At 72.2% G+C, this 22,598-nt stretch carries 21 protein-coding genes and 1 pseudogene; 10 read left to right on the plus strand and 12 right to left on the minus strand.

Annotated elements, in window-relative coordinates; all coding sequences use genetic code 11:
* Window positions 1-8: 8 nt before the first annotated feature.
* Window positions 9-629, plus strand: a complete 621-nt coding sequence (locus tag IE316_RS14210; RefSeq protein ID WP_009326469.1) for a DUF47 domain-containing protein — start codon at window positions 9-11, stop codon at window positions 627-629.
* Between the two features lie 9 nt (window positions 630-638).
* The gene (locus IE316_RS14215; protein ID WP_190204674.1) at window positions 639-1,637 is read left to right on the plus strand and encodes an inorganic phosphate transporter; all 999 of its coding nucleotides are present in this window, start codon (window positions 639-641) and stop codon (window positions 1,635-1,637) included.
* A gap of 139 nt (window positions 1,638-1,776) precedes the next feature.
* On the opposite strand, the gene pstB is transcribed toward IE316_RS14215, so the two are convergent.
* The 7 genes from pstB to IE316_RS14250 all read right to left on the minus strand — a co-directional run bounded on the left by pstB (window position 1,777) and on the right by IE316_RS14250 (window position 9,930).
* Window positions 1,777-2,553, minus strand: a complete 777-nt coding sequence (pstB, locus tag IE316_RS14220; RefSeq protein ID WP_190204675.1) for a phosphate ABC transporter ATP-binding protein PstB — start codon at window positions 2,551-2,553, stop codon at window positions 1,777-1,779.
* 35 nt (window positions 2,554-2,588) lie between these two features.
* Window positions 2,589-3,656 (minus strand): phosphate ABC transporter permease PstA, encoded by a 1,068-nt coding sequence (gene pstA, locus IE316_RS14225; RefSeq protein ID WP_190204676.1) that lies wholly within the window; start codon window positions 3,654-3,656, stop codon window positions 2,589-2,591.
* The gene (gene pstC, locus IE316_RS14230; RefSeq protein ID WP_190204677.1) at window positions 3,653-4,654 is read right to left on the minus strand and encodes a phosphate ABC transporter permease subunit PstC; all 1,002 of its coding nucleotides are present in this window, start codon (window positions 4,652-4,654) and stop codon (window positions 3,653-3,655) included. Before pstC ends, pstA begins: the two co-directional genes overlap by 4 nt.
* Window positions 4,655-4,784: 130 nt before the next feature.
* Window positions 4,785-5,915 carry a phosphate ABC transporter substrate-binding protein PstS gene (gene pstS / locus IE316_RS14235; protein ID WP_190204678.1) on the minus strand — a complete coding sequence of 377 codons (1,131 nt, stop codon included), beginning with the start codon at window positions 5,913-5,915 and terminating at the stop codon, window positions 4,785-4,787.
* A 250-nt stretch (window positions 5,916-6,165) separates the two neighbouring features.
* Window positions 6,166-6,609, minus strand: coding sequence for an NUDIX hydrolase (locus tag IE316_RS14240; protein WP_190205069.1), 444 nt, complete (start codon window positions 6,607-6,609; stop codon window positions 6,166-6,168).
* Window positions 6,610-6,659: 50 nt separating this feature from the next.
* Window positions 6,660-7,709, minus strand: coding sequence for a CHAD domain-containing protein (locus IE316_RS14245; RefSeq protein ID WP_190204679.1), 1,050 nt, complete (start codon window positions 7,707-7,709; stop codon window positions 6,660-6,662).
* A complete protein-coding gene (locus IE316_RS14250; RefSeq protein ID WP_190204680.1) occupies window positions 7,690-9,930 on the minus strand; it encodes an RNA degradosome polyphosphate kinase in 2,241 nt (746 codons plus the stop codon). Before IE316_RS14250 ends, IE316_RS14245 begins: the two co-directional genes overlap by 20 nt.
* Before the next feature lie 323 nt (window positions 9,931-10,253).
* Between IE316_RS14250 and IE316_RS14255 the strand changes: the two genes are divergently transcribed.
* From IE316_RS14255 to IE316_RS14275, 5 genes are read left to right on the plus strand one after another with little or no spacing between them, the layout of a single operon-like run.
* The gene (locus IE316_RS14255; RefSeq protein WP_190204681.1) at window positions 10,254-10,796 is read left to right on the plus strand and encodes an RNA polymerase sigma factor; all 543 of its coding nucleotides are present in this window, start codon (window positions 10,254-10,256) and stop codon (window positions 10,794-10,796) included.
* Window positions 10,793-11,641: a cupin domain-containing protein gene (locus IE316_RS14260; RefSeq protein WP_190204682.1), complete on the plus strand. Its 849-nt coding sequence runs from the start codon at window positions 10,793-10,795 to the stop codon at window positions 11,639-11,641. Before IE316_RS14255 ends, IE316_RS14260 begins: the two co-directional genes overlap by 4 nt.
* Window positions 11,642-12,502, plus strand: coding sequence for an ABC transporter ATP-binding protein (locus IE316_RS14265; protein WP_190204683.1), 861 nt, complete (start codon window positions 11,642-11,644; stop codon window positions 12,500-12,502). It abuts the gene before it with no gap.
* The gene (locus tag IE316_RS14270) at window positions 12,499-14,016 is read left to right on the plus strand and encodes an ABC transporter permease (RefSeq protein ID WP_190204684.1); all 1,518 of its coding nucleotides are present in this window, start codon (window positions 12,499-12,501) and stop codon (window positions 14,014-14,016) included. The genes IE316_RS14265 and IE316_RS14270 overlap by 4 nt, the downstream gene beginning before the upstream one ends.
* On the plus strand, window positions 14,007-14,633 hold the full coding sequence (locus IE316_RS14275; protein WP_229910395.1) for an ABC transporter: 627 nt from the start codon (window positions 14,007-14,009) through the stop codon (window positions 14,631-14,633). Before IE316_RS14270 ends, IE316_RS14275 begins: the two co-directional genes overlap by 10 nt.
* Before the next feature lie 98 nt (window positions 14,634-14,731).
* Here the strand turns inward: IE316_RS14275 and mshD are convergent, their stop codons facing one another.
* The gene (gene mshD / locus IE316_RS14280) at window positions 14,732-15,658 is read right to left on the minus strand and encodes a mycothiol synthase (RefSeq protein ID WP_190204685.1); all 927 of its coding nucleotides are present in this window, start codon (window positions 15,656-15,658) and stop codon (window positions 14,732-14,734) included.
* Between the two features lie 156 nt (window positions 15,659-15,814).
* On the opposite strand from mshD, the gene IE316_RS14285 reads away from it, so the two are divergent.
* On the plus strand, window positions 15,815-17,638 hold the full coding sequence (locus IE316_RS14285; RefSeq protein ID WP_190204686.1) for a bifunctional metallophosphatase/5'-nucleotidase: 1,824 nt from the start codon (window positions 15,815-15,817) through the stop codon (window positions 17,636-17,638).
* 73 nt (window positions 17,639-17,711) lie between these two features.
* Here IE316_RS14285 and IE316_RS14290 read toward each other — a convergent pair.
* Window positions 17,712-18,716: pseudogene (locus IE316_RS14290) on the minus strand (pectinesterase family protein); the annotation flags it as partial.
* A gap of 155 nt (window positions 18,717-18,871) precedes the next feature.
* Window positions 18,872-19,141: a hypothetical protein gene (locus IE316_RS14295; RefSeq protein ID WP_190204688.1), complete on the minus strand. Its 270-nt coding sequence runs from the start codon at window positions 19,139-19,141 to the stop codon at window positions 18,872-18,874.
* 118 nt (window positions 19,142-19,259) lie between these two features.
* On the opposite strand from IE316_RS14295, the gene IE316_RS14300 reads away from it, so the two are divergent.
* Together IE316_RS14300 and IE316_RS14305 are read left to right on the plus strand one after the other, a co-directional pair.
* The gene (locus IE316_RS14300) at window positions 19,260-20,087 is read left to right on the plus strand and encodes a helix-turn-helix domain-containing protein (protein WP_190204689.1); all 828 of its coding nucleotides are present in this window, start codon (window positions 19,260-19,262) and stop codon (window positions 20,085-20,087) included.
* Window positions 20,084-20,275 carry a DUF397 domain-containing protein gene (locus tag IE316_RS14305; protein WP_190204690.1) on the plus strand — a complete coding sequence of 64 codons (192 nt, stop codon included), beginning with the start codon at window positions 20,084-20,086 and terminating at the stop codon, window positions 20,273-20,275. The genes IE316_RS14300 and IE316_RS14305 overlap by 4 nt, the downstream gene beginning before the upstream one ends.
* Here the strand turns inward: IE316_RS14305 and IE316_RS14310 are convergent.
* Both IE316_RS14310 and IE316_RS14315 read right to left on the minus strand, forming a co-directional pair.
* Complete coding sequence (locus tag IE316_RS14310) at window positions 20,266-21,738, minus strand: HAMP domain-containing sensor histidine kinase (protein ID WP_190204691.1); 1,473 nt, start codon at window positions 21,736-21,738, stop codon at window positions 20,266-20,268. The two genes, IE316_RS14305 and IE316_RS14310, sit on opposite strands and share 10 nt — an antisense overlap.
* Complete coding sequence (locus IE316_RS14315; protein ID WP_190204692.1) at window positions 21,735-22,469, minus strand: response regulator transcription factor; 735 nt, start codon at window positions 22,467-22,469, stop codon at window positions 21,735-21,737. Before IE316_RS14315 ends, IE316_RS14310 begins: the two co-directional genes overlap by 4 nt.
* Between the last annotated feature and the right edge of the window lie 129 nt (window positions 22,470-22,598).

Raw genomic sequence — 22,598 nt, forward strand, 5'->3', positions numbered from 1 at the left:
GACCCCACGTGCGCTTTCGTCTGACCCCCAGGGAGACGAGCTTCTACGACATGTTCGCCGCATCCGCGGACAACATCGTCACGGGCTCGAAACTCCTGATGGAACTGCTCGGGGCGGACGCATCCGCCCGGGCCGAGATCGCAGAGCGTATGCGGGCCGCCGAACACGCCGGTGACGACGCCACGCACGCGATCTTCCACCAGTTGAACTCCTCGTTCATCACGCCGTTCGACCGCGAGGACATCTACAGCCTCGCGTCCTCCCTCGACGACATCATGGACTTCATGGAAGAGGCCGTCGACCTCGTCGTCCTCTACAACGTCGAGGAACTGCCCAAGGGCGTCGAGCAGCAGATCGAGGTACTGGCCCGGGCCGCCGAGCTGACCGCGGAGGCCATGCCGAACCTCCGCACCATGGACAACCTCACCGAGTACTGGATCGAGGTCAACCGGCTGGAGAACCAGGCGGACCAGATCCACCGCAAGCTGCTCGCCCACCTCTTCAACGGCAAGTACGACGCCATCGAGGTGCTGAAGCTGAAGCAGATCGTGGACGTGCTGGAGGAAGCGGCCGACGCGTTCGAGCACGTGGCGAACACGGTGGAGACCATCGCCGTCAAGGAGTCCTGAGCCCACGCCATGGACACCTTCGCGCTCGTCGTGACCATCGCGGTCGCGCTCTTCTTCACGTACACCAACGGTTTCCACGACTCGGCCAACGCCATCGCGACCTCCGTCTCGACGCGGGCGCTCACCCCGCGGGCGGCGCTCGCGATGGCCGCCGTGATGAACCTCGCCGGCGCGTTCCTCGGCTCCGGGGTCGCCAAGACCGTCAGCGAGGGTCTGATCGAGACGCCCGAGGGCTCGACGGGGATGGGGATCCTCTTCGCCGCGCTGATCGGGGCGATCGTCTGGAACCTCGTCACCTGGTACTTCGGGCTGCCCTCGTCCTCCTCGCACGCGCTGTTCGGCGGCATGGTGGGCGCGGCGCTGGCCGGCGGGACGACCGTGTACTGGCACGGGGTCGTCGACAAGATCGTCGTACCGATGTTCGTGTCGCCGGTGGTCGGGCTGGTCGCCGGCTATCTGGTGATGACGGCGATCATGTGGCTGTTCCGGCGGTCCAACCCGCACAAGGCCAAGCGGGGGTTCCGGATCGCGCAGACGGTGTCGGCGGCCGGGATGGCGCTCGGGCACGGTCTGCAGGACGCGCAGAAGACGATGGGCATCGTGGTGATGGCGCTGGTCATCGCCGATGTCGAGGACTACGGGGACCCGATCCCGGTCTGGGTGAAGATCGTCTGCGCGCTGATGCTGTCGCTGGGCACGTACGCCGGTGGCTGGCGGATCATGCGCACGCTGGGACGCAAGATCATCGAGCTGGACCCGCCGCAGGGGTTCGCGGCGGAGACGACGGGCGCGTCGATCATGTTCACCACGGCGTTCCTGTTCCACGCGCCGATCTCGACCACGCATGTGATCACCTCGGCGATCATGGGCGTGGGGGCGACGAAGCGGGTGAACGCCGTGCGCTGGGGCGTCGCCAAGAACATCATCCTGGGCTGGTTCATCACCATGCCGGCGGCGGCGGTGGTGGCGGCGCTGTCCTTCTGGGTCGTGAAGCTGGCGGTGCTGTAGCGGGGGCTGCCGCGCGGCCCAGGGGCCGCCGGTGCCGCCGGTGCCGTAGGACGAGAAGACGGGCCCGCCCCCGGATCGGGGGCGGGCCCGTTCGGCCTCGCGGTGGCACCGCCATGCAGCACCGCGAGGAGACCGGGGATCAGCCGAAGCGGCCGGAGATGTAGTCCTCCGTGGCCTGCACCGACGGGTTGGAGAAGATCCGCTCCGTCTCGTCGATCTCGATCAGCTTGCCGGGCTGCCCGACCGCCGAGAGGTTGAAGAACGCGGTGCGGTCCGAGACGCGCGCCGCCTGCTGCATGTTGTGCGTCACGATGACGATCGTGAAGCGTTCCTTCAGCTCGCAGATCAGGTCTTCGATGGCGAGGGTGGAGATCGGGTCCAGGGCGGAGCAGGGCTCGTCCATGAGCAGGACGTTCGGCTCGACCGCGATGGCGCGGGCGATGCACAGCCGCTGCTGCTGGCCGCCGGAGAGGCCCGAGCCCGGCTTGTTCAGGCGGTCCTTGACCTCGTTCCAGAGGTTGGCGCCCTTCAGGGACTTCTCCACGATGTCGTCGAGCTGCGACTTCTTGTACCGGCCGTTGAGCCGGAGGCCCGCCGCGACGTTGTCGTAGACCGACATGGTGGGGAAGGGGTTGGGGCGCTGGAAGACCATGCCGACCTCGCGCCGCACGGCGACGGGGTCGATGCCGGGGCCGTACAGGTTCTCGTCGTCCAGCATGACCTTGCCGTCGACCCGGCCGCCGGGGGTGACCTCGTGCATGCGGTTCAGGGTGCGCAGGAAGGTGGACTTGCCGCAGCCGGAGGGACCGATGAAGGCCGTCACGGAGCGGGGCTCGACGGTCATCGAGATGTCCTCGATGGCGAGGAAGGAGCCGTAGTAGGCGTTGAGGCCGCTGACGTCGATGCGCTTGGCCATGTGAATCACTGCTTCTTTCGTCGGGTCCGAGGGCCTTAGCGACCGGTCTTGGGGGCCTTCCAGCGGGCGATGCCGCGGGCCACCAGGTTGAGGATCATGATGAACGCGATGAGCGTCAGGGCCGCCGCCCAGGCGCGGTCGTACGCCGCGCCCTGGCCGCCGCTGTTGGTGAACTGCAGATAGATGTACATCGGCAGCGACGCCTGCGGGTCCTTGAAGGGGTTGGCGTTGATGAAGTTCGCGCCCCAGACCAGCAGCAGCACGGGGGCCGTCTCACCGGCGATGCGGGCCACGGCCAGCATGATGCCGGTGGTGATGCCGCCGATGGAGGTCGGCAGGACCACCTTCAGGATCGTGCGCCACTTGGGGACGCCGAGCGCCAGGGACGCCTCGCGCAGCTCGTTGGGGACGAGCTTGAGCATCTCCTCGGTGGAGCGGACGACGACCGGGATCATCAGGATGGTCAGGGCCATCGAGCCGGCGAAGCCGGAGTAGCCCATGTCCAGGATCAGGATCCACAGGCTGAGGATGAACAGACCGGCGACGATCGACGGGATGCCCGTCATGACGTCGACGAAGAAGGTGACGGCCTGGGCGAGCCGGCCGCGGCCGTACTCCACCAGGTAGATGGCGGTCAGCACGCCGATCGGTACGGAGATCAGGGTGGCCAGGCCGACCTGCTCGGCGGTGCCGAGAATGGCGTGGTAGATGCCGCCGCCGGGCTCGGTGTCGGCGACGACGCCCATCGAGTGGGTGAGGAAGTAGCCGTCGAAGACCTTGATGCCGCGCTTGACGGTGGTCCAGGCCAGCGAGGCCAGCGGGACGATGGCCATCAGGAACGCGACCCAGACCAGGCTGGTCGCGACCCGGTCCTTGGCCTGGCGCGGGCCCTCGACCTTGGCGGATATGCCGTAGGAGCCGGCCACGAACAGGACGGCGGCGATCAGCGCCCACTGGATGGAGCTGTCCAGGCCGGCGGCGAAGCTGATGCCGAGGCCGAGCAGGACCGCGCCGGCGGCGACCGCCCAGGCGAACCACTTGGGCAGGGTGGCGCCGCGCAGCGAGCTGGGCGGGCGCTTGTCGGTGAGGCTGGCGTTGCTCATGCGTTGGCCCCCGAGTACTCCTTGCGGCGGGCGATGATCAGCCGGGCCGCGCCGTTGACCAGCAGGGTGATGACGAAGAGGACGAGACCGGAGGCGATCAGCGCGTCCCGGCCCATCTCGGTGGCCTCGTTGAACTTGCTGGCGATGTTCTGGGCGAAGGTGCCGCCGCCCGCGTCGAGCAGGCTGGCCTGGATGGTGAAGGTCGGGGAGAGGACCATGGCCACGGCCATCGTCTCGCCGAGGGCGCGGCCGAGGCCGAGCATCGAGGCGGAGATGATGCCGGAGCGGCCGAAGGGCAGCACCGACATCCGGATGACCTCCCAGCGCGTGGCGCCGAGGGCGAGGGCCGCCTCCTCGTGCATCCGCGGGACCTGCCGGAAGACCTCGCGGCTGACGTTGGTGATGATCGGCAGGATCATGATCGCCAGCAGGATGCCGACGGTGAACAGCGAGCGGGCCGGGCCGCCGTCCCACGCGAAGAGGCCGGTCCAGCCGAAGTAGTCGTCGAGCCAGCCGTACAGGCCGTTCAGGTGCGGTACGAGGACCAGGGCGCCCCACAGGCCGTAGACGATGGACGGCACGGCGGCGAGCAGGTCGATGACGTAGGCGATGGTGCCGCCCAGCTTGCGCGGGGCGTAGTGGGTGATGAACAGGGCGATGCCCACCGCGATCGGGACCGCGATGGCCATGGCGATGACCGACGACACGATGGTGCCGAAGGCCAGCACCGCGATGCCGAACTGGGGCGGTACCCCGCTGGGGTTCCACTCCATGGTGGTGAAGAAGTTCGCCTCGTTCTTGCTGAGCGCGAGCACGGCGCGGTACGTCAGGAAGGCCGCGATGGCGGCCATCAGGACCAGGACGAAGATGCCGGAGCCGCGCGAGAGACCGATGAAGACGCGGTCTCCGGGGCGGCTGGCGCCGCGGGCGGCGCCCTTGTCCGTCTCGGCCGGCTGGAGGGCTGGAGGGGCTGCGGGGTTCTCTGTGGTGGTGTCCATCGGGTTCTCCGGTCTGCGGAGCCGCCGTGCGGGGCGGCTCGGACGGAGCCGCCCGCGTGTCGGGGGCTCCTGGCGGCGGTGCACCGGACGGTGCGGTCCGGTCCCGGGCGGGGACCGGACCGCACTCGGGTCAGCTCAGGGCCGAGATGGTGTCGCGGACCTTGGTGATGATCTCGTCGGGCATCGGGGCGTAGCCGGCGTCCGCCAGCAGGCCCTGACCGCTCTCGGAGGCGATGTAGTTGAGGAAGGACTTGGTGGCGGGCAGGGTCTCCGCCTTGTTGCCCTTGTCGCAGACGATCTCGTACGTCACCAGGGTGATCGGGTACGCGCCGGCGGCGGAGGGGGTGTAGTCGAGCTCCAGCGCGAGGTCCTTGCCGGTGCCGATGACCTTGGCGGCGCCGATGGCGGCGGTCGCGTTCTCGACGGTGGCCTTGACCGGCTCGGCGGCCTCGGTCTTGATGTCGACCGTCTTGATGCCGTCCTTGGCGTAGGACAGCTCGAAGTAGGAGATGGCGCCGGAGGTCTGGGTCACCTGCTGGGCCAGGCCGGAGGAGCCCTGCGCGGACTGGCCGCCCTTGGCCTCCCAGGACTTGCCCGGCTCGTACTTCCAGTCGCTCGGCGCGGCGGCCTTGAGGTACTTGGTGAAGTTGTCCGTGGTGCCGGACTCGTCCGAGCGGTGGAACGCCTGGATCTTGAGGTCGGGGAGCTTGGCGTCGGGGTTGAGCTTCTTGATCGCCGCGTCGTTCCACTTGGTGATCTTGCTGTCGAAGATCTTGGCGAGCGTCGGGGCGTCCAGGACCAGCGAGTCGACGCCGGGGACGTTGAAACCGACCGCGATCGGGCCGCCGACCATCGGCAGGTCGATGCCCTGGCCGCCGGAGCAGACCTTCTTGGAGGCGGTGATCTCCTCGGGCTTCAGCGCGGAGTCCGAACCGGCGAAGGCCGTCTGGCCCTGGGTGAACGCGGTGACGCCCGCGCCCGAGCCGGTCGGGTTGTAGTTGATCTGCACGCCCTTGCAGGCGGCGGCGAACTGCTTGACCCAGGCGTCGATCGCGTTCTTCTGGGCGGAGGAACCGGATGCCTGGAGCTGACCCGAGGCGTCGTCGCACTTGATGTCGCCGGCCTGGGTGGTCGCCGAGGCGCCGCCGCCGCTGGTCTCGCTGCCGGTGTCGTCCGAGCCGCACGCCGTGAGGGCCAGGGCGCCGGAGACGGCGAGAGCACCGAGAGCGAGGGCCCGCCGGTTCTTGCGCTGAAGCTTCACTGAGGGAATTCCTTCCAGGAGCCGCCGTCCTGTTCGGCGGCGTGCGAGGTAGGTCTGGGCGATACGGACACGTATTCGGGATGCGCCCCGTATCGGGTAAGGCTGAAATTAGGCAGATCAGGTGAAGGCGCCGATGGCCGTAAATGAACGAGGGGTGAACCCCTGCCGTCGGTGCGGTGAGGTCACGGAACGCTTACGTCGAGGACACGGAGGGGTTCCGACCGGCGTTCCGGGGACGGTCCGAGTCAGTTCAGGAACGGCCGGTCGCGGCCAGCAGGGCGTCGATCAGGTCGCGGTCCCGGGGCTGGGTGAGCCGGGCGCGGGCGGCGTCGGGGGCCAGCCAGAGCACGCGGTCCACCTCGCGGCTCGGTACGAACGTGCCCGCGACGGCCTCGGCCGCCCAGTAGCGCACCTGCTTGGGCCGGCCGTCCACGGCGTACCGCGCGGTGGGCAGCTCCGGGCCCGGCACGGCCCGCTGCCCGGTCTCCTCGGCGACCTCGCGCAGCGCACCCGCGAGGGGCTCCTCGCCGGGCTCCAGCTTGCCCTTGGGGTGCGACCAGTCGTCGTACTTCGGCCGGTGGACCAGGCAGATCTCCAGGGCACCGGTCACGGGGGAGCGGCGCCACAGGACACAGCCGGCCGCGTGGACGACCGGGCCGTGAAGGCCGTCGGAGTCACCGGATACGCCTGAAATGCCCACCGTTGCCTCGCTCCCAGACCGCTCGCCGGCCGGATACCGCCTGCCTACGGCGTACCGACCGCTTCCTTGCGCCAGCAGTGCTGGAACGCGTACCGCGCCGCCTCCACCTCATGCCGCTGATCGGCGTGCAGCACCCCCAGGGCGTACGCCGTCGCCGGGGCGATCCGGGGGGTGCGGGCCGCCTGCGCCGCCGCCGCGGCGGCCTCCGAGGCGTCGCGGTGCCGGTCCAGGGCCTCGCCGGCCGCGAGCGTCCGCACGTCGACGGGCGGCTCGCCGCCGGCCACGACCTCACGGGCGTAGCGGTGCAGCCGCAGCAGCAGCCGGACCTGGTGCCAGGGGGCGTCCTGCGGATGCGGGGCCGGGTCCGGGGAGAGGCCGTGCACCAGCGCCTCCGCGTTGTACGGGCTGCCCGCGGTGACCAGCGGCAGCGCCGCCACCGCGTCGGTGAGGCGGTCCTCGGCCGCCGCGGCGAGCGGACGGCAGTCGGCCGCGTCCGCGCCCGCGGCCAGCGGTACGTCGCTGGCGAGGACGGCGACCTTGTCGGCGACCGCGTGGAACCGGCTGCTGCCCAGGGCCTGCAGCGCGGTCGAGTGCGCCCGGGTCCGGGCCAGCGTGAGCTGCCGGTCCAGCAGGGCGCCCGCCTTGGCCGCGCCGACGGTGAGGTGGCCGCGGTCGGCCGCCGCCGGCCCCGGCGGGTCGGTCACCCGGGCGCCCCGGGACTGGGCGGGGAACGCCGCCGGGCCGGACAGCCGGTGCAGCGCCTGGAGCAGCCGCTCCAGCCGGGAGGCGTACGCGTGCTCCAGCGCCAGCGTGCCCGACAGCCAGGCCAGTTCCGGGCGCATCGACTCCGCCCAGTCGCTGTCCAGCAGCGGCTGGAAGGTGTGCAGGCTGCCGCTGATCCGGCGGGCGGCGCGGCGCAGCGCGCGGGCCGCGTCGCCGGAGCCCTCCGTGCCGTTCGCGCCGGTCTCCCGGTGCAGGCGCAGCGCCCGGAGGAACTCCGTGGCCTGCGCCCGCAGATACCCCGCGAGGGCGTCGGCCGGTACCGAACCGGCGGCGGCCGTGGGGTGCGTCGGTTCAAGGTGTTGCTGTGCCACGCCGGCGCCTCCGGGCGTCTATGAGCATCTCCTGGATGTTGCGCAGGGGCTGGCCGTCCGGATCGGTCGCGTGCCGGGTCCACTCGCCGTCCGGGCCGAGGTGCCAGGACGCGGTGGTGTCGGCCATGCCGGTCTCCAGCAGGCGGCACAGGGCCGCCCGGTGGGCCGGGTCGGTCACCCGGACCAGGGCCTCTATCCGGCGGTCGAGGTTGCGGTGCATCATGTCGGCGCTGCCGAACCAGACCTCCGGCTCGCCGCCGTTGCCGAAGGCGAAGACCCGGGAGTGCTCCAGGAACCGGCCGAGGATCGAGCGGACCCGGACGTTCTCCGACATGCCCGGCACGCCGGGGCGCAGCGCGCAGATGCCGCGCACCCACACGTCGACGGGGACGCCCGCCTGCGAGGCCCGGTAGCAGGCGTCGATGATCGCCTCGTCCACCATCGAGTTGACCTTGATGCGGACGTACGCGGGCCGGCCGGAGCGGTGGTGCTGGATCTCCTTGTGGATGCGGGAGACCAGGCCGTCGCGCAGGGACTTGGGGGCGACCAGCAGCCGGCGGTAGGTCTCCCGGCGGGAGTAGCCGGAGAGCCGGTTGAACAGGTCGGAGAGGTCCGCGCCGACCTGCGGGTCGGCGGTGAGCAGGCCGAGGTCCTCGTACAGGCGGGCCGTCTTCGGGTGGTAGTTGCCGGTGCCGACGTGGCTGTAGCGGCGCAGCGTCTCGCCCTCCTGGCGGACGATGAGCGACAGCTTGCAGTGCGTCTTCAGGCCGACCAGGCCGTAGACGACGTGGCAGCCGGCCTCCTCCAGCTTGCGGGCCCACTTGATGTTGGCGTGCTCGTCGAAGCGGGCCTTGATCTCGACCAGGACGAGGACCTGCTTGCCGGCCTCGGCGGCCTCGATGAGCGCGTCGACTATGGGGGAGTCGCCCGAGGTCCGGTACAGCGTCTGCTTGATCGCCAGCACGTCCGGGTCGGTGGCGGCCTGCTCCAGGAACGCCTGGACGGAGGTGGAGAAGGAGTCGTACGGGTGGTGCAGCAGGACGTCCCGGCTGCGCAGCGCGGCGAAGATGTCGGGCGCGGAGGCGGACTCGACCTCGGCGAGGTCGCGGTGGGTGCCGGCGACGAACTTCGGGTACTTCAGCTCCGGCCGGTCCAGGCCGTGGATGCGGAACAGGCCGGTGAGGTCCAGCGGGCCGGGCAGCGGGTAGACCTCGGCCTCGCCGATCTTCAGCTCGCGCACCAGCAGGTCCAGGACCTCGCGGTCGATGGACTCCTCCACCTCCAGGCGGACCGGCGGGCCGAAGCGGCGCCGCATCAGCTCCTTCTCCAGGGCCTGGAGCAGGTTCTCGGTGTCGTCCTCCTCCACCTCCAGGTCCTCGTTGCGGGTGAGGCGGAAGGCGTGGCTCTCCAGCACCTCCATGCCCGGGAACAGCTCCTCCAGGTGGGCGGCGATGACGTCCTCGAGGGGGACGTACCGGCCCGGGGACGCCTCCAGGAAGCGGGAGAGCAGCGGGGGCACCTTGACCCGGGCGAAGTGCCGGTGGCCGGTGACCGGGTTGCGGACGACGACCGCGAGGTTCAGCGAGAGGCCCGAGATGTACGGGAAGGGGTGCGCGGGGTCGACGGCGAGCGGGGTGAGGACCGGGAAGATCTGGTGCCGGAACAGGGTGAACAGGCGGGCCTGCTCCTTCTCGGTCAGCTCCTTCCAGCGGACCAGGTGGATGCCCTCGTCGGCCAGCGCCGGGAGCACGTCCTCGTGGAAGCAGGCGGCGTGCCGGGCCATCAGCTCCCGGGAGCGCGCCCAGATCATCTCCAGTACCTCGCGGGGCTGGAGGCCGGAGGCGGACCGGGTGGCGACGCCGGTGGCGATCCGGCGCTTCAGTCCGGCCACGCGGACCATGAAGAACTCGTCCAGGTTGCTGGCGAAGATCGCGAGGAAGTTGGCGCGCTCCAGCAGGGGCGTGTCCGGGTCCTCGGCGAGTTCCAGGACCCGCTCGTTGAACGCCAGCCAGCTCCGTTCCCGGTCCAGGAAGCGGCCCTGCGGGAGCTGGGCGCCGCCCGCCTGGGACTCCTCCGACTCCTCGTACGCGTCGAGGTCGGCGTCGATGTCGGGCTCCAGGTCCGACACCGTGGCGGCGACCGTGTGCGGGCGGTGGGCGGCGATGGAACCCACGGAGGGCTGCGTGTGCTGGACCTCTGCCTGGGCGTTCGGCTGGCTCATGAACCCATTCTTCCGCGCCTGCGGCAGGTCAGGCGCGTCGGACGTCTCGGGTAGGTCCACTGGCCTCTCCGGGGGCGGTGAGGACGCGGGCACGGCGGGCTGCATTCGCTGAGCGTGGCAAGCCCGTCTGAATCACCGGTTACGGCGACATGACGTGCCGGACACCGGGGGGCGGCCCGGAGGGGGAGTCGCGCGGGCGGACGGGGGCCCGGAGGGGGAGTCGCGCGGGCGGACGCGGGCCCGGAGGGGAGAGGAGCGCGGGCGGGCGGGAAACGGGCTGCGATCGTGAGAACCGATCCGGCGGGCTCGTCCGATGAGGAGATGTGAGCGAAACGCGAAGCGACGGGGAGCTGCTCCGGGCCGTCGCCGACGACGGGGACCGGCGGGCCTTCGAGGAGCTGTACCGCCGCTATGCCCCCTGGCTGGCCGCCCGGCTGCGGGGCCGCTGCGCCGACTCCGGGGTCGTCGACGACGTCGTGCAGGAGACCTTCCTCGCCGTGTGGCGCGGCAGCGCGCGCTACCGGCAGGACGGTGACGTGGCGGGGTGGCTGTGGCGGATCGGGTCGCGGCGGCTGATTGACGCCCTGCGAGGGGACGGGGCCCGGGGCAGACTGCGGCAGGCCCTGGCCAGACTGCGGCACCGCGAGGAGGTCTCGGCGGAGGAACGCGTGCTCTCGGGGGTCGAGCACGGGGACCTCGCCGGGGCGCTGGTCCGGCTCTCCCCGGAGCTGCGCGCGGTGATCCAGGCGACGGTCGTGGACGGGCTGACCACCCGTGAGGCCGCCGTCCTGCTCGGTGTTCCGCCGGGCACGGTCAAGACGCGGGCGATGCGTGCCCGCAAGCAGTTGCGGGAGGCCCTGGCATGAGCTGGCACGTGACGGAAGAGGACCTGCGGGCCTATGCGCGGGGGGAGCTGGCGCCCCCGGGGCTGTGGTCGGCCGACGCCCACCTGACGGGCTGCGCCGTGTGCCGGGGCGTGCTCGCCGAGGTGACCGACCCGGTCGCGCTGGACGCCGGGTGGGAGCGGCTCGATGCGGAGCTGGACGCGCCCCGGAGGGGGTGGTGCGAGGGGCTGCTGGTGCGGGCCGGGGTGCCGGACCACATCGCGCGGCTGCTCACCGCGACGCCGGTGCTGCGGGGCTCCTGGCTGGGCGCGGTCGTGCTGGTGCTGACGATGTCCGTCCTCGCCGGGGCGCTCGGCGACCACGCCGCCTCGCCGACCGTCTTCCTCGCCCTCGCCCCGCTGCTGCCGCTGGCCGGCGTGGCCCTGTCGTACGGACCCGCGCTGGACCCCACGTACGAGATGGCCGTGGTGGCGCCGACGCACGGGTTCAAACTGCTGATGATCCGCACGGTCGCCGTGCTCGGCACGGGCATCGGGCTGAACGGCCTGGCGACGCTCGCCCTGCCCGGCTACGGGCTGCGCGCACTGGCCTGGCTGCTGCCCGCGCTGGCGCTCACCGCGGCCGGGCTGGCGCTCACCCCCAGACTGGGCCCGGTCGCCGCGCCCTCGGCGGTCGGCGTGGGCTGGGTGGCGCTGCTGCTCGCCGCCGACGCCGCGCGCGAGCCGGCCGGGGGCCCGCTGGCGCCGTTCACCGCGGCCGGACAGGGCGTGAGCGCGGCCGTCGCCGTGTTCGCCACCGGGCTGCTGTTCCTGCTGAGGGACCGTTTCGACAGCGCGTCCCTCCGTCGTCCCCAGGGGAGTCTCTAGATGAATCCGACCGTCTCCGCCTCCGGGCTGAGCCTGCACTACGGCCGCACCCGCGCCCTCGACGAGGTGGAGCTGCGGCTGACCCCGGGCGTCACCGGGCTGCTCGGGCCGAACGGCGCCGGGAAGACCACGCTGCTGCGGGTGCTGGCCACCGCCGTGCCCGCCGACCGGGGCTCCTTCACCGTCCTCGGACACGACCCGCGGACCGCCCGCGGCCGCCAGGAGGTCCGGCGGCACCTGGGCTACCTGCCGCAGACGCCCGGCTTCCACCCGGGTTTCACCGCCTTCGAGTTCGTGGACTACGTGGCGATCCTGAAGGAGCTGACCGACCGCCGGGCCCGGCACCGCGAGGTGCGGCGGGTGCTGGAGGAGGTCGGGCTCGGGGAGGTGCGCGGGCGGCGGATACGGAAGCTGTCCGGCGGGATGCGGCAGCGGGTGGCGCTGGCCGCCGCGCTCGTCGGCGACCCCGGCTTCCTGGTGCTGGACGAGCCGACCGTCGGGCTCGACCCCGAGCAGCGGATGCGGTTCCGGGAGCTGATCGCCCGCGCGGGCGAGGGGCGGACCGTGCTGCTGTCCACCCACCAGACCGAGGACGTCGCGATGCTCTGCCGGCGGGTGCTGGTCATGGCCGGGGGGACCGTCCGCTTCGACGGCACGCCCGCCGAGCTGACCGCGCGGGCCGCCGGGCGGGTGTGGAGCAGTACCGAGCGCGATCCGGGCGCGAAGGCGGGCTGGCGCACCGGCACCGGCACCTTCCGCAACGTGGGGGACCCGCCCGCCGGCGCCGACCTGGCCGAAGCCACCCTGGAGGACGGCTACCTGCTCGTCCTGGACGGCATGGGCGCGGGGGTGGCGGCATGAGCGCGGTGCTCTCCCCGGCGCCCCCGGCGGCGGACCGCGCGGCGGCGGCCGGCGGGGCGCGGGCGGTGCTCGCCCTGGCCCGGTTCGAGGCGCGCAAGCTGCTGTCGAGCGCCCCGGTGGTCCTCGCCTTCGTGGTGTACATCGGCTGGATCGGCTGGCGCACCCGGCAGTCCTTCGCCGGCTACCCGGCGCTGCAGGACGCCGACCGGTCGACCCAGGCCGGGCCCCTGCTCGTCGGCATGGCGGTGCTGCTGAGCGCCAACCTCGCCGTCCTGCGCTCCCGACGGCACGGCACCGAGGACCAGTTCGCGGTGCTGGTCGTCCCGCGCGGCCGGCGCACCGCCGCCCATGTGCTGGCACTGCTGCCGGTGGTGCTGCTCACCGCCGGGTGCGTCACCGGGCAGTTCACGTGGGAGGCGCTCAAGCCGGGCGCGATCGGGCACGGTTCGCCGGCCGAGCTGCTGGCGGGACCGCTGACGGTGCTGCTGTTCGGGGCGGTCGGCGTGCTGCTGGCCCGGCTGCTGCCCGTGCCGTCGGCGGCCCCGCTGCTCTCCGTCTGCTTCCTGTTCGTGTTCGTGCTCGGCGCGTTCTCCTTCCAGGGCGAGGGCACCCGGTGGCTGGCGCCGGTGGTCTCCGAGGCGAGCACCACCCCGCTCCCCTCCGACCTGATCGGCCGCCCCGCCGCCTGGCACGCCCTGTACCTCGCGGGTGCCGCCCTGTGCGTCGCCTTCCTCGCGGTGCTGGTGTCGGGCGCCCGGGGCCTGACCGTGAAGGCGGGCGTCGCCCTGACCCTCGCCCTGGCGGTGACCGGGGCCGTCGCCCAGGCCGGCGGGGACTCCCCGGCCCTCACCGCCGCCCGGGAGCGGGCGACCGTGACCCCTGAGAAGGAGCAGACCTGCGTCGAGCGCGCCGGGTCGAGGTACTGCGCGTTCCCCGAGTGGGTGCCGCGCACCGCCCAGTGGGCGACGGTGGTGGACCGCGTCCGCTCCCTCACCGGCCCCGCCGCGCACGACCGGCAGCTTCTGGTACGCCAGCGGATCGACGCCCGTTACGGCCCGGCGGCCGACTCCGCGATCCCCCCGGCCACCCGCCGGGACCAGGTGACCGTCGGCACCGCCTGGGGCGGCAACCGGGTGCCGGAGTTCTCCACCGCCGTCGCCGCCGTGCTGGTCGCGGGCAGCGAGGCGGCGAGCGACACGATGTGCGACGGCCGGATGGTGACCGTCATGTGGCTCTCGCTGAGCTGGCAGGACGACCCGGTGGACGCCCTGCGCCGGGTCCGCCTCGACGACAGTGTCAGCGGCGCCGCGATCGTCCTCTCCCCGACCGACCCGCTGACCATGACGGAGGGCCAGACCGACGTCGTACGGCGGCTGCTGCAACGGCCCCTGGCCGGGGTCGCGGCCAAGGTGCGCGCCCACTGGGCCGAGCTGACCTCGCCGAAGGTGACGACCGCGCGGGTGGCCGAGCTGCTGGGCGTCGCCGGGCCCGGAAAGGCGGACTCGTGCGCGTGACCTGGGCGTCGCTGCTCCCCGTGCTGCGCACCCTGCCGTGGCCGACCCTCACGGCCGCCGGAGGCGTCGGGCTGCTGCTCGCCGCCGTGCCCCGGCTGGCGGACGGGACAGCGGCGGCCGGACCGGCACTCGACCTGCTGCGCTGCGTCGCCCTGACCGGCGGTCTGGGCCTGGCCTTCCTCCTGGACGACCCGGCCCGGCACACCACGGCCGCGGTACCGGTCCGGCGGCTCGCCCGGCAGGCCCTGCGCGCCGCCCTGGTGGCCCCGCCGGTCGCCCTGTGGTGGGCGGCGGCGGTGCTCCTGGTCCCCGCGGAGATACGGCCCCCGGTCGGTGACGTCACCCTGGAGGCGGCGGCCGTCGGCCTGCTCGCCCTCGCGGGCGCGGCGGCCGGGGTCCGGCTCACCGACCGCCCCCGGCCGGGTCCGGGCGTCGCGGCGGGCCTGCTGGCCGCGGCCGTCCTCGCCCCGCTGCTGCTGCCGGAGCGCTGGGCCCTGTTCGTCCCGGCCGACGACGACCGCTGGGCGGCGGCCCACGACCGCTGGGCGCTGCTCCTGGCGGCGGCGGTGGCGGCGTGGGGCCTGTACGGCCGGGAGCGGCTCGGCCGCCGCCGCTGAGACACCGGCCGGCCCGGCCCGCACTTCCCCGTACGGACCCGCCCCCTCATTCCCCCGTACGGACCTGCCCGCTCACGTCTCCGTACGGACCCGCCCGCTCACGTCTCCGTGCGGTACATCAGGTCCGTCTCGTGGGTGGTGAAGCCCAGGCGCTCGTAGACCGAGACCGCCGCCTTGTTGTCGGCGTCGACGTACAGCATCGCGGTGGGCAGGCCCCGTCCGGCGAGGTGGCGCAGGCCGATCGTGGTGAGGGCCTTGCCGAGGCCGCCGCCCTGGGCGCCGGGGGCGACGCCGACGACGTACACCTCGCCCAGTTGTTCGGCCTGGTGGACCTTGGTCCAGTGGAAGCCGATCAGCTCCTCCCCGCGGAAGGCGAGGAAGAAGCCCTCGGGGTCGAACCAGGGCTCGGCCTCCCGGTCTTCGAGGTCGCGGAGGGTGAGGGAGCCCTGCTCGGGGTGGTGGGCGAAGGCGGCGGCGTTCACCGCGAGCCACGCCGGCTCGTCCCGCCCCGGCACGAACGGACGGACGCTCACGCCCTCCGGGAGCACCGGGTCCGGCAGGTCCAGGCCGGTCAACGGGCGGCGCATCTGCCGCAGTTCGCGGAACAGGGTCAGCCCCAGGACCTGCGCGAGGTGCCGGGCGGCGGAGTGCCCGCCGTGCGCCCACACCCGCAGCCGCTTGCCGGAGGCGGCCAGCAGGGCCGCGCCCAGCGCCCGTCCGTGGCCCTGCCCGCGCCGCCCGGGGTGGACGACCAGCTCGGCGGCGGGCGGTTCCACCGGGTCGGTGTCCTCCAACTGCGCGTACCCGGTGAGTTCGCCGTCCACGGTCAGCAGCAGGTGCGCGATGCCGTCCCGGGCGCCGCCGCGCAGATGCAGCCGGCCCTGTTCGGACACGGCCTGCTGACCGTCCCGGCGGGCGGCCTCGGCGAGCAGCGCCAGGACCGCCTCGGTCTGCTCGTCGGTGAGGGCGGCGTACGTCTCGATCGAGCGGGGGCGGCCGAGCCGCGCGGTGTCGTCGCTGGTCATGCGTACGAGAGTAAGGGGCGGACCGGGGGTTACGGCGGCAGGGAGTAAACCAGGATGTAACCCTTGACCCCCTGTTGTGCTACGCGCGTTGACTTTAGGCTGCGCCGCGGGCCGTCATGCCGGCGGCCGCATCCACGCAGACCCACAGGGGAGCGCATGCCAGCCACCGCTCAGCCGCCGCACGATCCGCGCCGCAGGCGCCGTACCAGGCGGCTCCTCGTGGCCGCCGCCACCGTCGTCAGCGCCGGGGCGCTCGCCGCCGCCGCGCTGCCGGCCTCGGCGAGCGCGGGCCACGGCAAGGGCCACACCCCGGGCCACGCCTCCGGGCGCTACCAGGACGTCCAGCTCCTGTCCTTCAACGACCTGCACGGCAACCTGGAACCGCCGTCCGGCTCCTCCGGCCGGGTCACCGAGACCCAGCCCGACGGCACCACCAAGACGGTCGACGCGGGCGGCGTGGAGTACCTCGCCACCCATCTGCGCGAGGCCCGCAAGGGCAACCGGTACTCCATCACCGCGGCCGGCGGCGACATGGTCGGCGCCTCCCCGCTGCTCTCCGGCCTCTTCCACGACGAGCCCACCATCGAGGCGCTGAACAAGCTCGACCTGGACGTGACCAGCGTCGGCAACCACGAGTTCGACGAGGGCGCCGCCGAGCTGGCCCGCCTGCAGAACGGCGGCTGCCACCCCACCGAGGGCTGCTACACCGACAAGCGGTTCGAGGGCGCCGACTTCCCCTATCTGGCCGCCAACGTCCTCGACGAGAAGACCGGCAAGCCGATCCTCAAGCCCTACTGGGTGTGGAAGAAGAACGGCGTCAAGGTCGGCTTCATCGGCGTCACCCTGGAGGGCACCCCCGGCATCGTCTCTGCCGACGGCGTCAAGGGCCTCACCTTCAAGGACGAGGTCGAGACGATAAACAAGTACGCCAAGGTGCTCCAGAAGCAGGGCGTGAAGTCGATCGTGGCGCTCGTCCACGAGGGCGGCTACCCGGCCTCGTCCTCCTACAACTACGACTGCGACGCCCCGGGCGCCGGCGACGGCATCTCCGGGCCGATCGTCGACATCGCCAGAAACGTCACGCCCCAAGTCGACGCGCTGGTCACCGGGCACACCCACAACGCGTACGTCTGCACGATCCCCGACCCCGCGGGCAACCCGCGCATGGTCACCTCCGCCGCGTCCTTCGGCCGCCTCTACACCGACACGACGCTCACCTACGACCGCAGGACCGGCGACATCGCCCGTACGGCGGTGAAGTCCGCGAACCACGTCGTCACCCGCGATGTCGCCAAGGCGCCCGACATGACCGCGCTGATCGGCAAGTGGAACACGCTGGCCGCGCCCATCGGCAACCGGCCCATCGGCTACATCTCCGGTGACATCGGCAACAGCGGCACCGAGTCCCCGCTCGGCGACCTCATCGCCGACGCGCAGCTCGCCCACGGCAGGGAGCTGGACCCGGAGACCGACCTCGCCCTGATGAACCCCGGCGGCATCCGCGCCTCCCTCACCTACGCGGCGAGCGGGAGCGAGGGCGACGGCGTGGTGACGTACGCGGAGGGCTTCACCGTCCAGCCGTTCGCCAACACGGTCAACCTCCAGAACCTCACCGGCGCCCAGGTGATCCAGGTACTCAAGGAGCAGGTCAGCGGCGTCAACCAGGCCGCGCCGAAGATCCTCCAGGTCTCCGCCGGACTGACGTACACGCTGGACCTCACCAAGTCGGGCGCGGACCGGGTCGTCACCGACTCCATCCGGTTGAACGGCGCCCCGATCGACCCGTCGGCCACCTACCGGGTCGCCAGCAACAGCTTCCTCGCGGGCGGCGGCGACGGCTTCACCACGCTGGGCCAGGGCACCGACGACCTGGTGGGCGCCGACGACCTGACCGCGCTGGAGCGGTACCTGACGGCCAACTCCTCGGCGGCGTCCCCGATCGCACCACCGGCCGCGAACCGGATCACGATCGTGCGCTAGCAGTGCGGTGGCCGGTGCGGAAAGACGTGCGCGCGTCGTCCCCGCACCGGCCTCCTTCAGCGGCCGTCGCGCGTCACGAGGCGGCCGGGGTCCAGTCTCCGAGCCAGTCCGTGACCTCCTGGTCGGCGGCCTGGGCGTCGGTGAGTTGCGGGCGGTCGGCGCTCGCGGTGCCCGCACCGGGGCCGGTGTTCCGGTACTCCGCGAACCGGTCGTCCCGCCAGGAGAACCCGCTCATGTCCGTCCAGGGCGCCGCCTTGATCGCGGCGCTGAGGGTGGTGTTCCGGACGGTGGCCTGCGGGTCGAGGGACGCGTCACCGCCCGCGTGCCAGGGCCGGCCGAGGTAGAACGACCCGTTGGACACGTCCCCGTTGACCGTGGAGTTGGCGATCAGGATGCCCTTGCGTCCGGCGGCGGTGCTGGGCGCGGTGACGTACCCGGCGGAGGAACCGTCCCAGCGCTTGCGCAGCGTGATCACGGACCGGTCGATCACGGCGGTGGCCCGCCCGAAGATGAAGTCGACGTTGCCGAGCACGTACGAGTTGCTCATGTAGACCCGCCCGAGCCGGTCCTTGGCGGCGGTGTCGAGGAGCAGGGTGTCCTGGTCGCCGGTGACGATCACGCCGTCGAGGAACACCTTGTCGGCGGCGGTGCGTAGGGCGACGGCCTGGTGCCCGGAGAGCGACTGGTTGGCCTTCTCGTCGAAGTCGTTGGTGATCGACAGGTTGCGGGCCTGGAAGTCGTCGGCCTCGACGGCGACGGTGGCGCTGCCGCTGGTCCCGTACGTCCCCGAGCCGTCCGGTTTCGGGGTGCCGGACGCGTTGTTGTAGACGATCACGGTGTCCGTGCGGCTGCCGCCGGTGCCCTGGAGGGTCACGTGCGGCTTGTTCGACGGTACCTTCACCGTCTCGCGGTACGTGCCCGGCTTGACGGCGATGACCACGCGGGAGGGGTTGTTGGCGGGGACGGCGTTCACGGCGGCCTGCACGGTCGTGTACTGGCCGGTGCCGTCCTTGGCGACGGTGAGGGTGGTGGCGGTGGAGGCGGTCGTCCCGATGGCGTCGCGCGGCCCGGCGCCCGCCGCGTGGACGAGACCGGCGGCGAGCGCGAGCGGGAGGAGGGCGCCGAGCGCGTTCCTGTGGGGGTGTCTCATCGGCTGCTGCTTCCGTTCATGCGGGTGCGTACATGACACCCGTGGGTCGCAGCCGGGGGGCGGGAGGTTGCCGCCCCCCTCGGTCACCGCCCGCCCCGGCTGACCGCCACCCGCACCACGTCCTCCAGCGACTCCACGGCCCGCACCAGCGCGAACCGCACGGCCCGCTCCCCGGCCTTCGCGTCCTTCAGCACGCCCTTGCACCCCACCAGCACCTGCGCCGCCGACGCGAGCTGCGCCTCCTCGATGTCGTCCGCCAGCCGCGACAGCCGACTGCGCGGCCCGTCGGCACGGAGATAACAGGGCTCACCGTCGGAGGTGGTCCAGGGCAACAGACGCAGGCCGTCGTTCACGGGGGGTCCTTCGGTCGGGCGAGTGCTGACGTATCGCACCTCTACTGTCACTGTGAGTGAGTACGCTGCGGAAGAGGGCGGGCGTTGCCTGCGGCGCGGGGCATCTGGGAGGGCCGACGTGACGGAAGTGATCGACGCGGAGCGGGTATCGGGACGGTCGGTGCTGGGCCGCACCCTCAGGCACCTGCGCGAGAAGGCGGGGAAGTCGCTCGGCCAACTCGCCGAGGAATCCGGCTACGACAAGAGCTACCTGAGCCGACTGGAGTCCGGGGAGCGGTTGTCCAAGGTCACGGTCATGGAGGACCTGGACAGCTATTACGGCTCCGGCGACCTCCTGGCCAGCCTCTGGAGACTCGCCCGGCTCGACGCGTTCAAGGACAAGTACAAGGAGTTCATGCGGTTGGAGTCGACGGCGCGGATCATGCACAAATACGCGCCGAACATCCCCGGTCTGCTCCAGACGGAGGAACTGGCGCGGGAGCTGTTGTCCGATCCCCGGGCAACGGACCAGGACATGGACGTCGTCGAGGAGCAGGTGGCCGCCCGCCTCGGCCGCCAGCTTCTGCTGCGGCGCAGTCCGGCGCCCAGTGTCCGCTTCATCATCGATGAGCTGGCGTTCCGTCGGCCCTCCGCGAGTACCGAGACCTGGGCAGGTCAGTTGCGGCACGTCGAGTCGGTCGCCGGATGGCCCAACGTGGTCGTCCAGGTGCTGCCGTTCTCCGCGGGGTTGCACCCGCTGATGGGCAAGGGCTCGCTGACTCTGCTCTGGCAGGAGGACGAAAGCGCCGTCGCCTACACGGAAGGTGACAGCGGGGGCTTGCTGCTGGACGATCCCCACGATGTCAGGCAGCACCGCTTGTCCTACGATCGGCTCCGCGACCTGGCGCTGCCGCCGCCGGAATCACTGACGTTCATCAGGGACGTACTGGAGGAGCACACCTCATGACCAACACCCTCGTCACCTGGCGGAAGTCCAGCTACAGCGACGGCGGTGACAACAACTGCGTCGAGGTAGCCGTAGGCTGCCCCGACCTCGTGCCGGTGCGGGACAGCAAGGTCGGGGGCGAGGTCGTCGTCGTGTTCGGGGCCGGGGCCTGGGGGGCGTTTCTCGAAGGGGTTCGGGGTCAGGGCTGAGGGGGGTCTTCCGGGGCGGGGGTTTCCGGGGGCGGGACCGGCGCTCCTGGGAGTCGGATCGTCGCCACCGTGCCGCCGCCCTCCGCCGGGGCGAGGGTGACCTCGCCGCCCGACTGCTGGACCGTGCGGGCCACGATGGACAGGCCGAGGCCGGAGCCGGGCAGGGAGCGGGCGGATTCCGAGCGCCAGAAGCGGTCGAAGACGTGCGGGAGTTCGGCCGGTGAGATGCCGGGGCCGTGGTCGCGCACGGTGAGCGTGCCCTCGGTGAGGCGGACGTCGATGACACCGCCCTCGGGGGAGAACTTCACCGCGTTGTCGAGGATGTTGACCACCGCCCGTTCCAGCGCGGCCGGCTCGGCCCGTACGTACCAGGGTTCGACGTCCGCCGTGATGGTCAGCTCCGGGCCGCGCAGGCGGGCGCGGCGCAGGGCCGACTCCACGATGTCCTGCCAGGCCAGGATGCGGGTGCGGCCGGTGTGCTGGCCGGTGTCGGGGCGGGAGAGTTCCTGGAGGTCGCCGATGAGCGCGGCCAGCTCGGTCATCTGCGCCTTCACCGAGGCGAGCAGCGCCTTGCGGTCGGCGTCGGGCAGCGGGCGGCCGGTCTCCTCGCTGCGGGTGAGGAGTTCGATGTTGGTCCGCAGGGACGTGAGCGGTGTGCGCAGCTCGTGGCCGGCGTCGGCGATGAGCTGCTGCTGGAGCTCCCTGGAGCTGGCCAGGGACGCGGTCATGGAGTTGAACGACCGGGAGAGCCGGGCGATCTCGTCCTCCGCGTCCGCGTCCACCGGGATGGCGACGCTCAGGTCTTCCGTCCGGGCCACGTGCTCGACCGCCTCGGTGAGCCGGTCGACCGGACGCAGCCCCGCGCGGGCCACCGCGAGCCCCGCCGCGCCCGCGCCGAGCACGCCGAGGCCGGAGCAGAGCAGCAGGATCAGGGCCAGGTCGTTCAGCGTGGACTCGGTGCCCTTCAGCGGCACGGCGGCGACCAGCGCGGCGCGCGAACTCTCCTGGGTGAGCGGGTTGCCGAGGGTCATCGGCACGGTCCGCACCCGCAGCGCGTTGCCGTCCTCGTCGGTGCCGTTGCGGGTGAGGGGTTCGGTGTTCCCGGCGTTCTCGATGACCTTCTTGTCGGCCGCGGTGACCTTGATCTCGCCCACCGAGTTCGCGAACAGGCAGGTGGTGCCGTCCGCCGTGACCACCTGGGAGTAGGTGTTGCGGAAACCGCCCTGGCCCGTGTCCTGCGTGCAGTTGGCCAGCGCCATCCTGATCTGGTCGACCTGCTGCGGCGAGGTCAGGCGCGCGGCCTTCTCCAGCTCGTCGTCGAGCTGCTGGTACAGCTTGTCCTGCACGATGAACCAGCACGTCACCGACACCGCCGCCACCGCGAACGCCACCGCCGCCGCCACCAGCAGCGACAGCCGCGCCCGGATGGGCAGCGCACGGACCCGGCGGGTCACCGCGCTCACTCGGCGCCCCCCTGCCGCAGGACGTACCCCACGCCCCGCACGGTGTGCACCAGGCGCGGCTCGCCGCCCGCCTCGGTCTTGCGGCGCAGGTACATCACGTACACGTCGAGGGAGTTGGACGACGGCTCGAAGTCGAAGCCCCAGACGGCCTTGAGGATCTGCTCCCGGGTGAGGACCTGGCGCGGGTGCGCCATGAACATTTCCAGCAGGGTGAACTCGGTGCGGGTCAGCTCGACCGGCCGGCTGCCCCGCCGCACCTCCCGCGTCGACAGGTTCATGCTCAGGTCGCCGAAGGTGAGGACGTCGTTGGACTCGGCCGAGGCCGCCACCGCCGCCGCGTAGGAGCTGCGCCGCAGCAGCGCGCGGATGCGGGCGAACAGCTCGTCCAGCTCGAACGGCTTGACCAGGTAGTCGTCGGCGCCCGCGTCCAGGCCGGTGACCCGGTCGCCGACGGTGTCGCGGGCGGTCAGCATCAGGATCGGGGTGGTGTCGCCGGCCGCGCGGATCCGCCGGGCGGCGGTCAGGCCGTCCATGCGGGGCATCTGGATGTCCAGGACCAGCAGGTCCGGCCGGTACGCGGCGGCCTTCTCCAGCGCCTGCGCGCCGTCGACGGCGACCTCGGTGCCGTACCCCTCGAAGGCGAGGCTGCGCTGGAGGGCTTCGCGGACCGCGGGCTCGTCGTCGACGATCAGGATGCGCTGGGTGTCACGGTCGCCGTCTGCGGGGCTCATGGGCTCGGTTCCTCGGATGCGGTGGGCGTCGTAGGGCTGACGCTCCTCAGCCTCGCACGCCGGCGGGCGGGTACGGGAAGGGATGGCGGGGGCGGGGGTCATGCCCGGGCCGGGCAGGTGCCGGTCAGG

Origin of the sequence: Streptomyces fumanus (assembly GCF_014655295.1) — a bacterium.
Lineage (GTDB): Bacteria > Actinomycetota > Actinomycetes > Streptomycetales > Streptomycetaceae > Streptomyces > Streptomyces fumanus.

Coding starts and splice junctions, on each gene's coding strand:
- IE316_RS14215 (WP_190204674.1), top strand. CDS start 639: ATGGACACCTTCGCGCTCGTCGTGACCATCGCGGTCGCGCTCTTCTTC.
- pstB (WP_190204675.1), bottom strand. CDS start 2,553: ATGGCCAAGCGCATCGACGTCAGCGGCCTCAACGCCTACTACGGCTCC.
- pstA (WP_190204676.1), bottom strand. CDS start 3,656: ATGAGCAACGCCAGCCTCACCGACAAGCGCCCGCCCAGCTCGCTGCGC.
- pstC (WP_190204677.1), bottom strand. CDS start 4,654: ATGGACACCACCACAGAGAACCCCGCAGCCCCTCCAGCCCTCCAGCCG.
- IE316_RS14250 (WP_190204680.1), bottom strand. CDS start 9,930: ATGAGCCAGCCGAACGCCCAGGCAGAGGTCCAGCACACGCAGCCCTCC.
- IE316_RS14260 (WP_190204682.1), top strand. CDS start 10,793: ATGAGCTGGCACGTGACGGAAGAGGACCTGCGGGCCTATGCGCGGGGG.
- IE316_RS14265 (WP_190204683.1), top strand. CDS start 11,642: ATGAATCCGACCGTCTCCGCCTCCGGGCTGAGCCTGCACTACGGCCGC.
- IE316_RS14270 (WP_190204684.1), top strand. CDS start 12,499: ATGAGCGCGGTGCTCTCCCCGGCGCCCCCGGCGGCGGACCGCGCGGCG.
- mshD (WP_190204685.1), bottom strand. CDS start 15,658: ATGACCAGCGACGACACCGCGCGGCTCGGCCGCCCCCGCTCGATCGAG.
- IE316_RS14285 (WP_190204686.1), top strand. CDS start 15,815: ATGCCAGCCACCGCTCAGCCGCCGCACGATCCGCGCCGCAGGCGCCGT.
- IE316_RS14305 (WP_190204690.1), top strand. CDS start 20,084: ATGACCAACACCCTCGTCACCTGGCGGAAGTCCAGCTACAGCGACGGC.
- IE316_RS14315 (WP_190204692.1), bottom strand. CDS start 22,469: ATGAGCCCCGCAGACGGCGACCGTGACACCCAGCGCATCCTGATCGTC.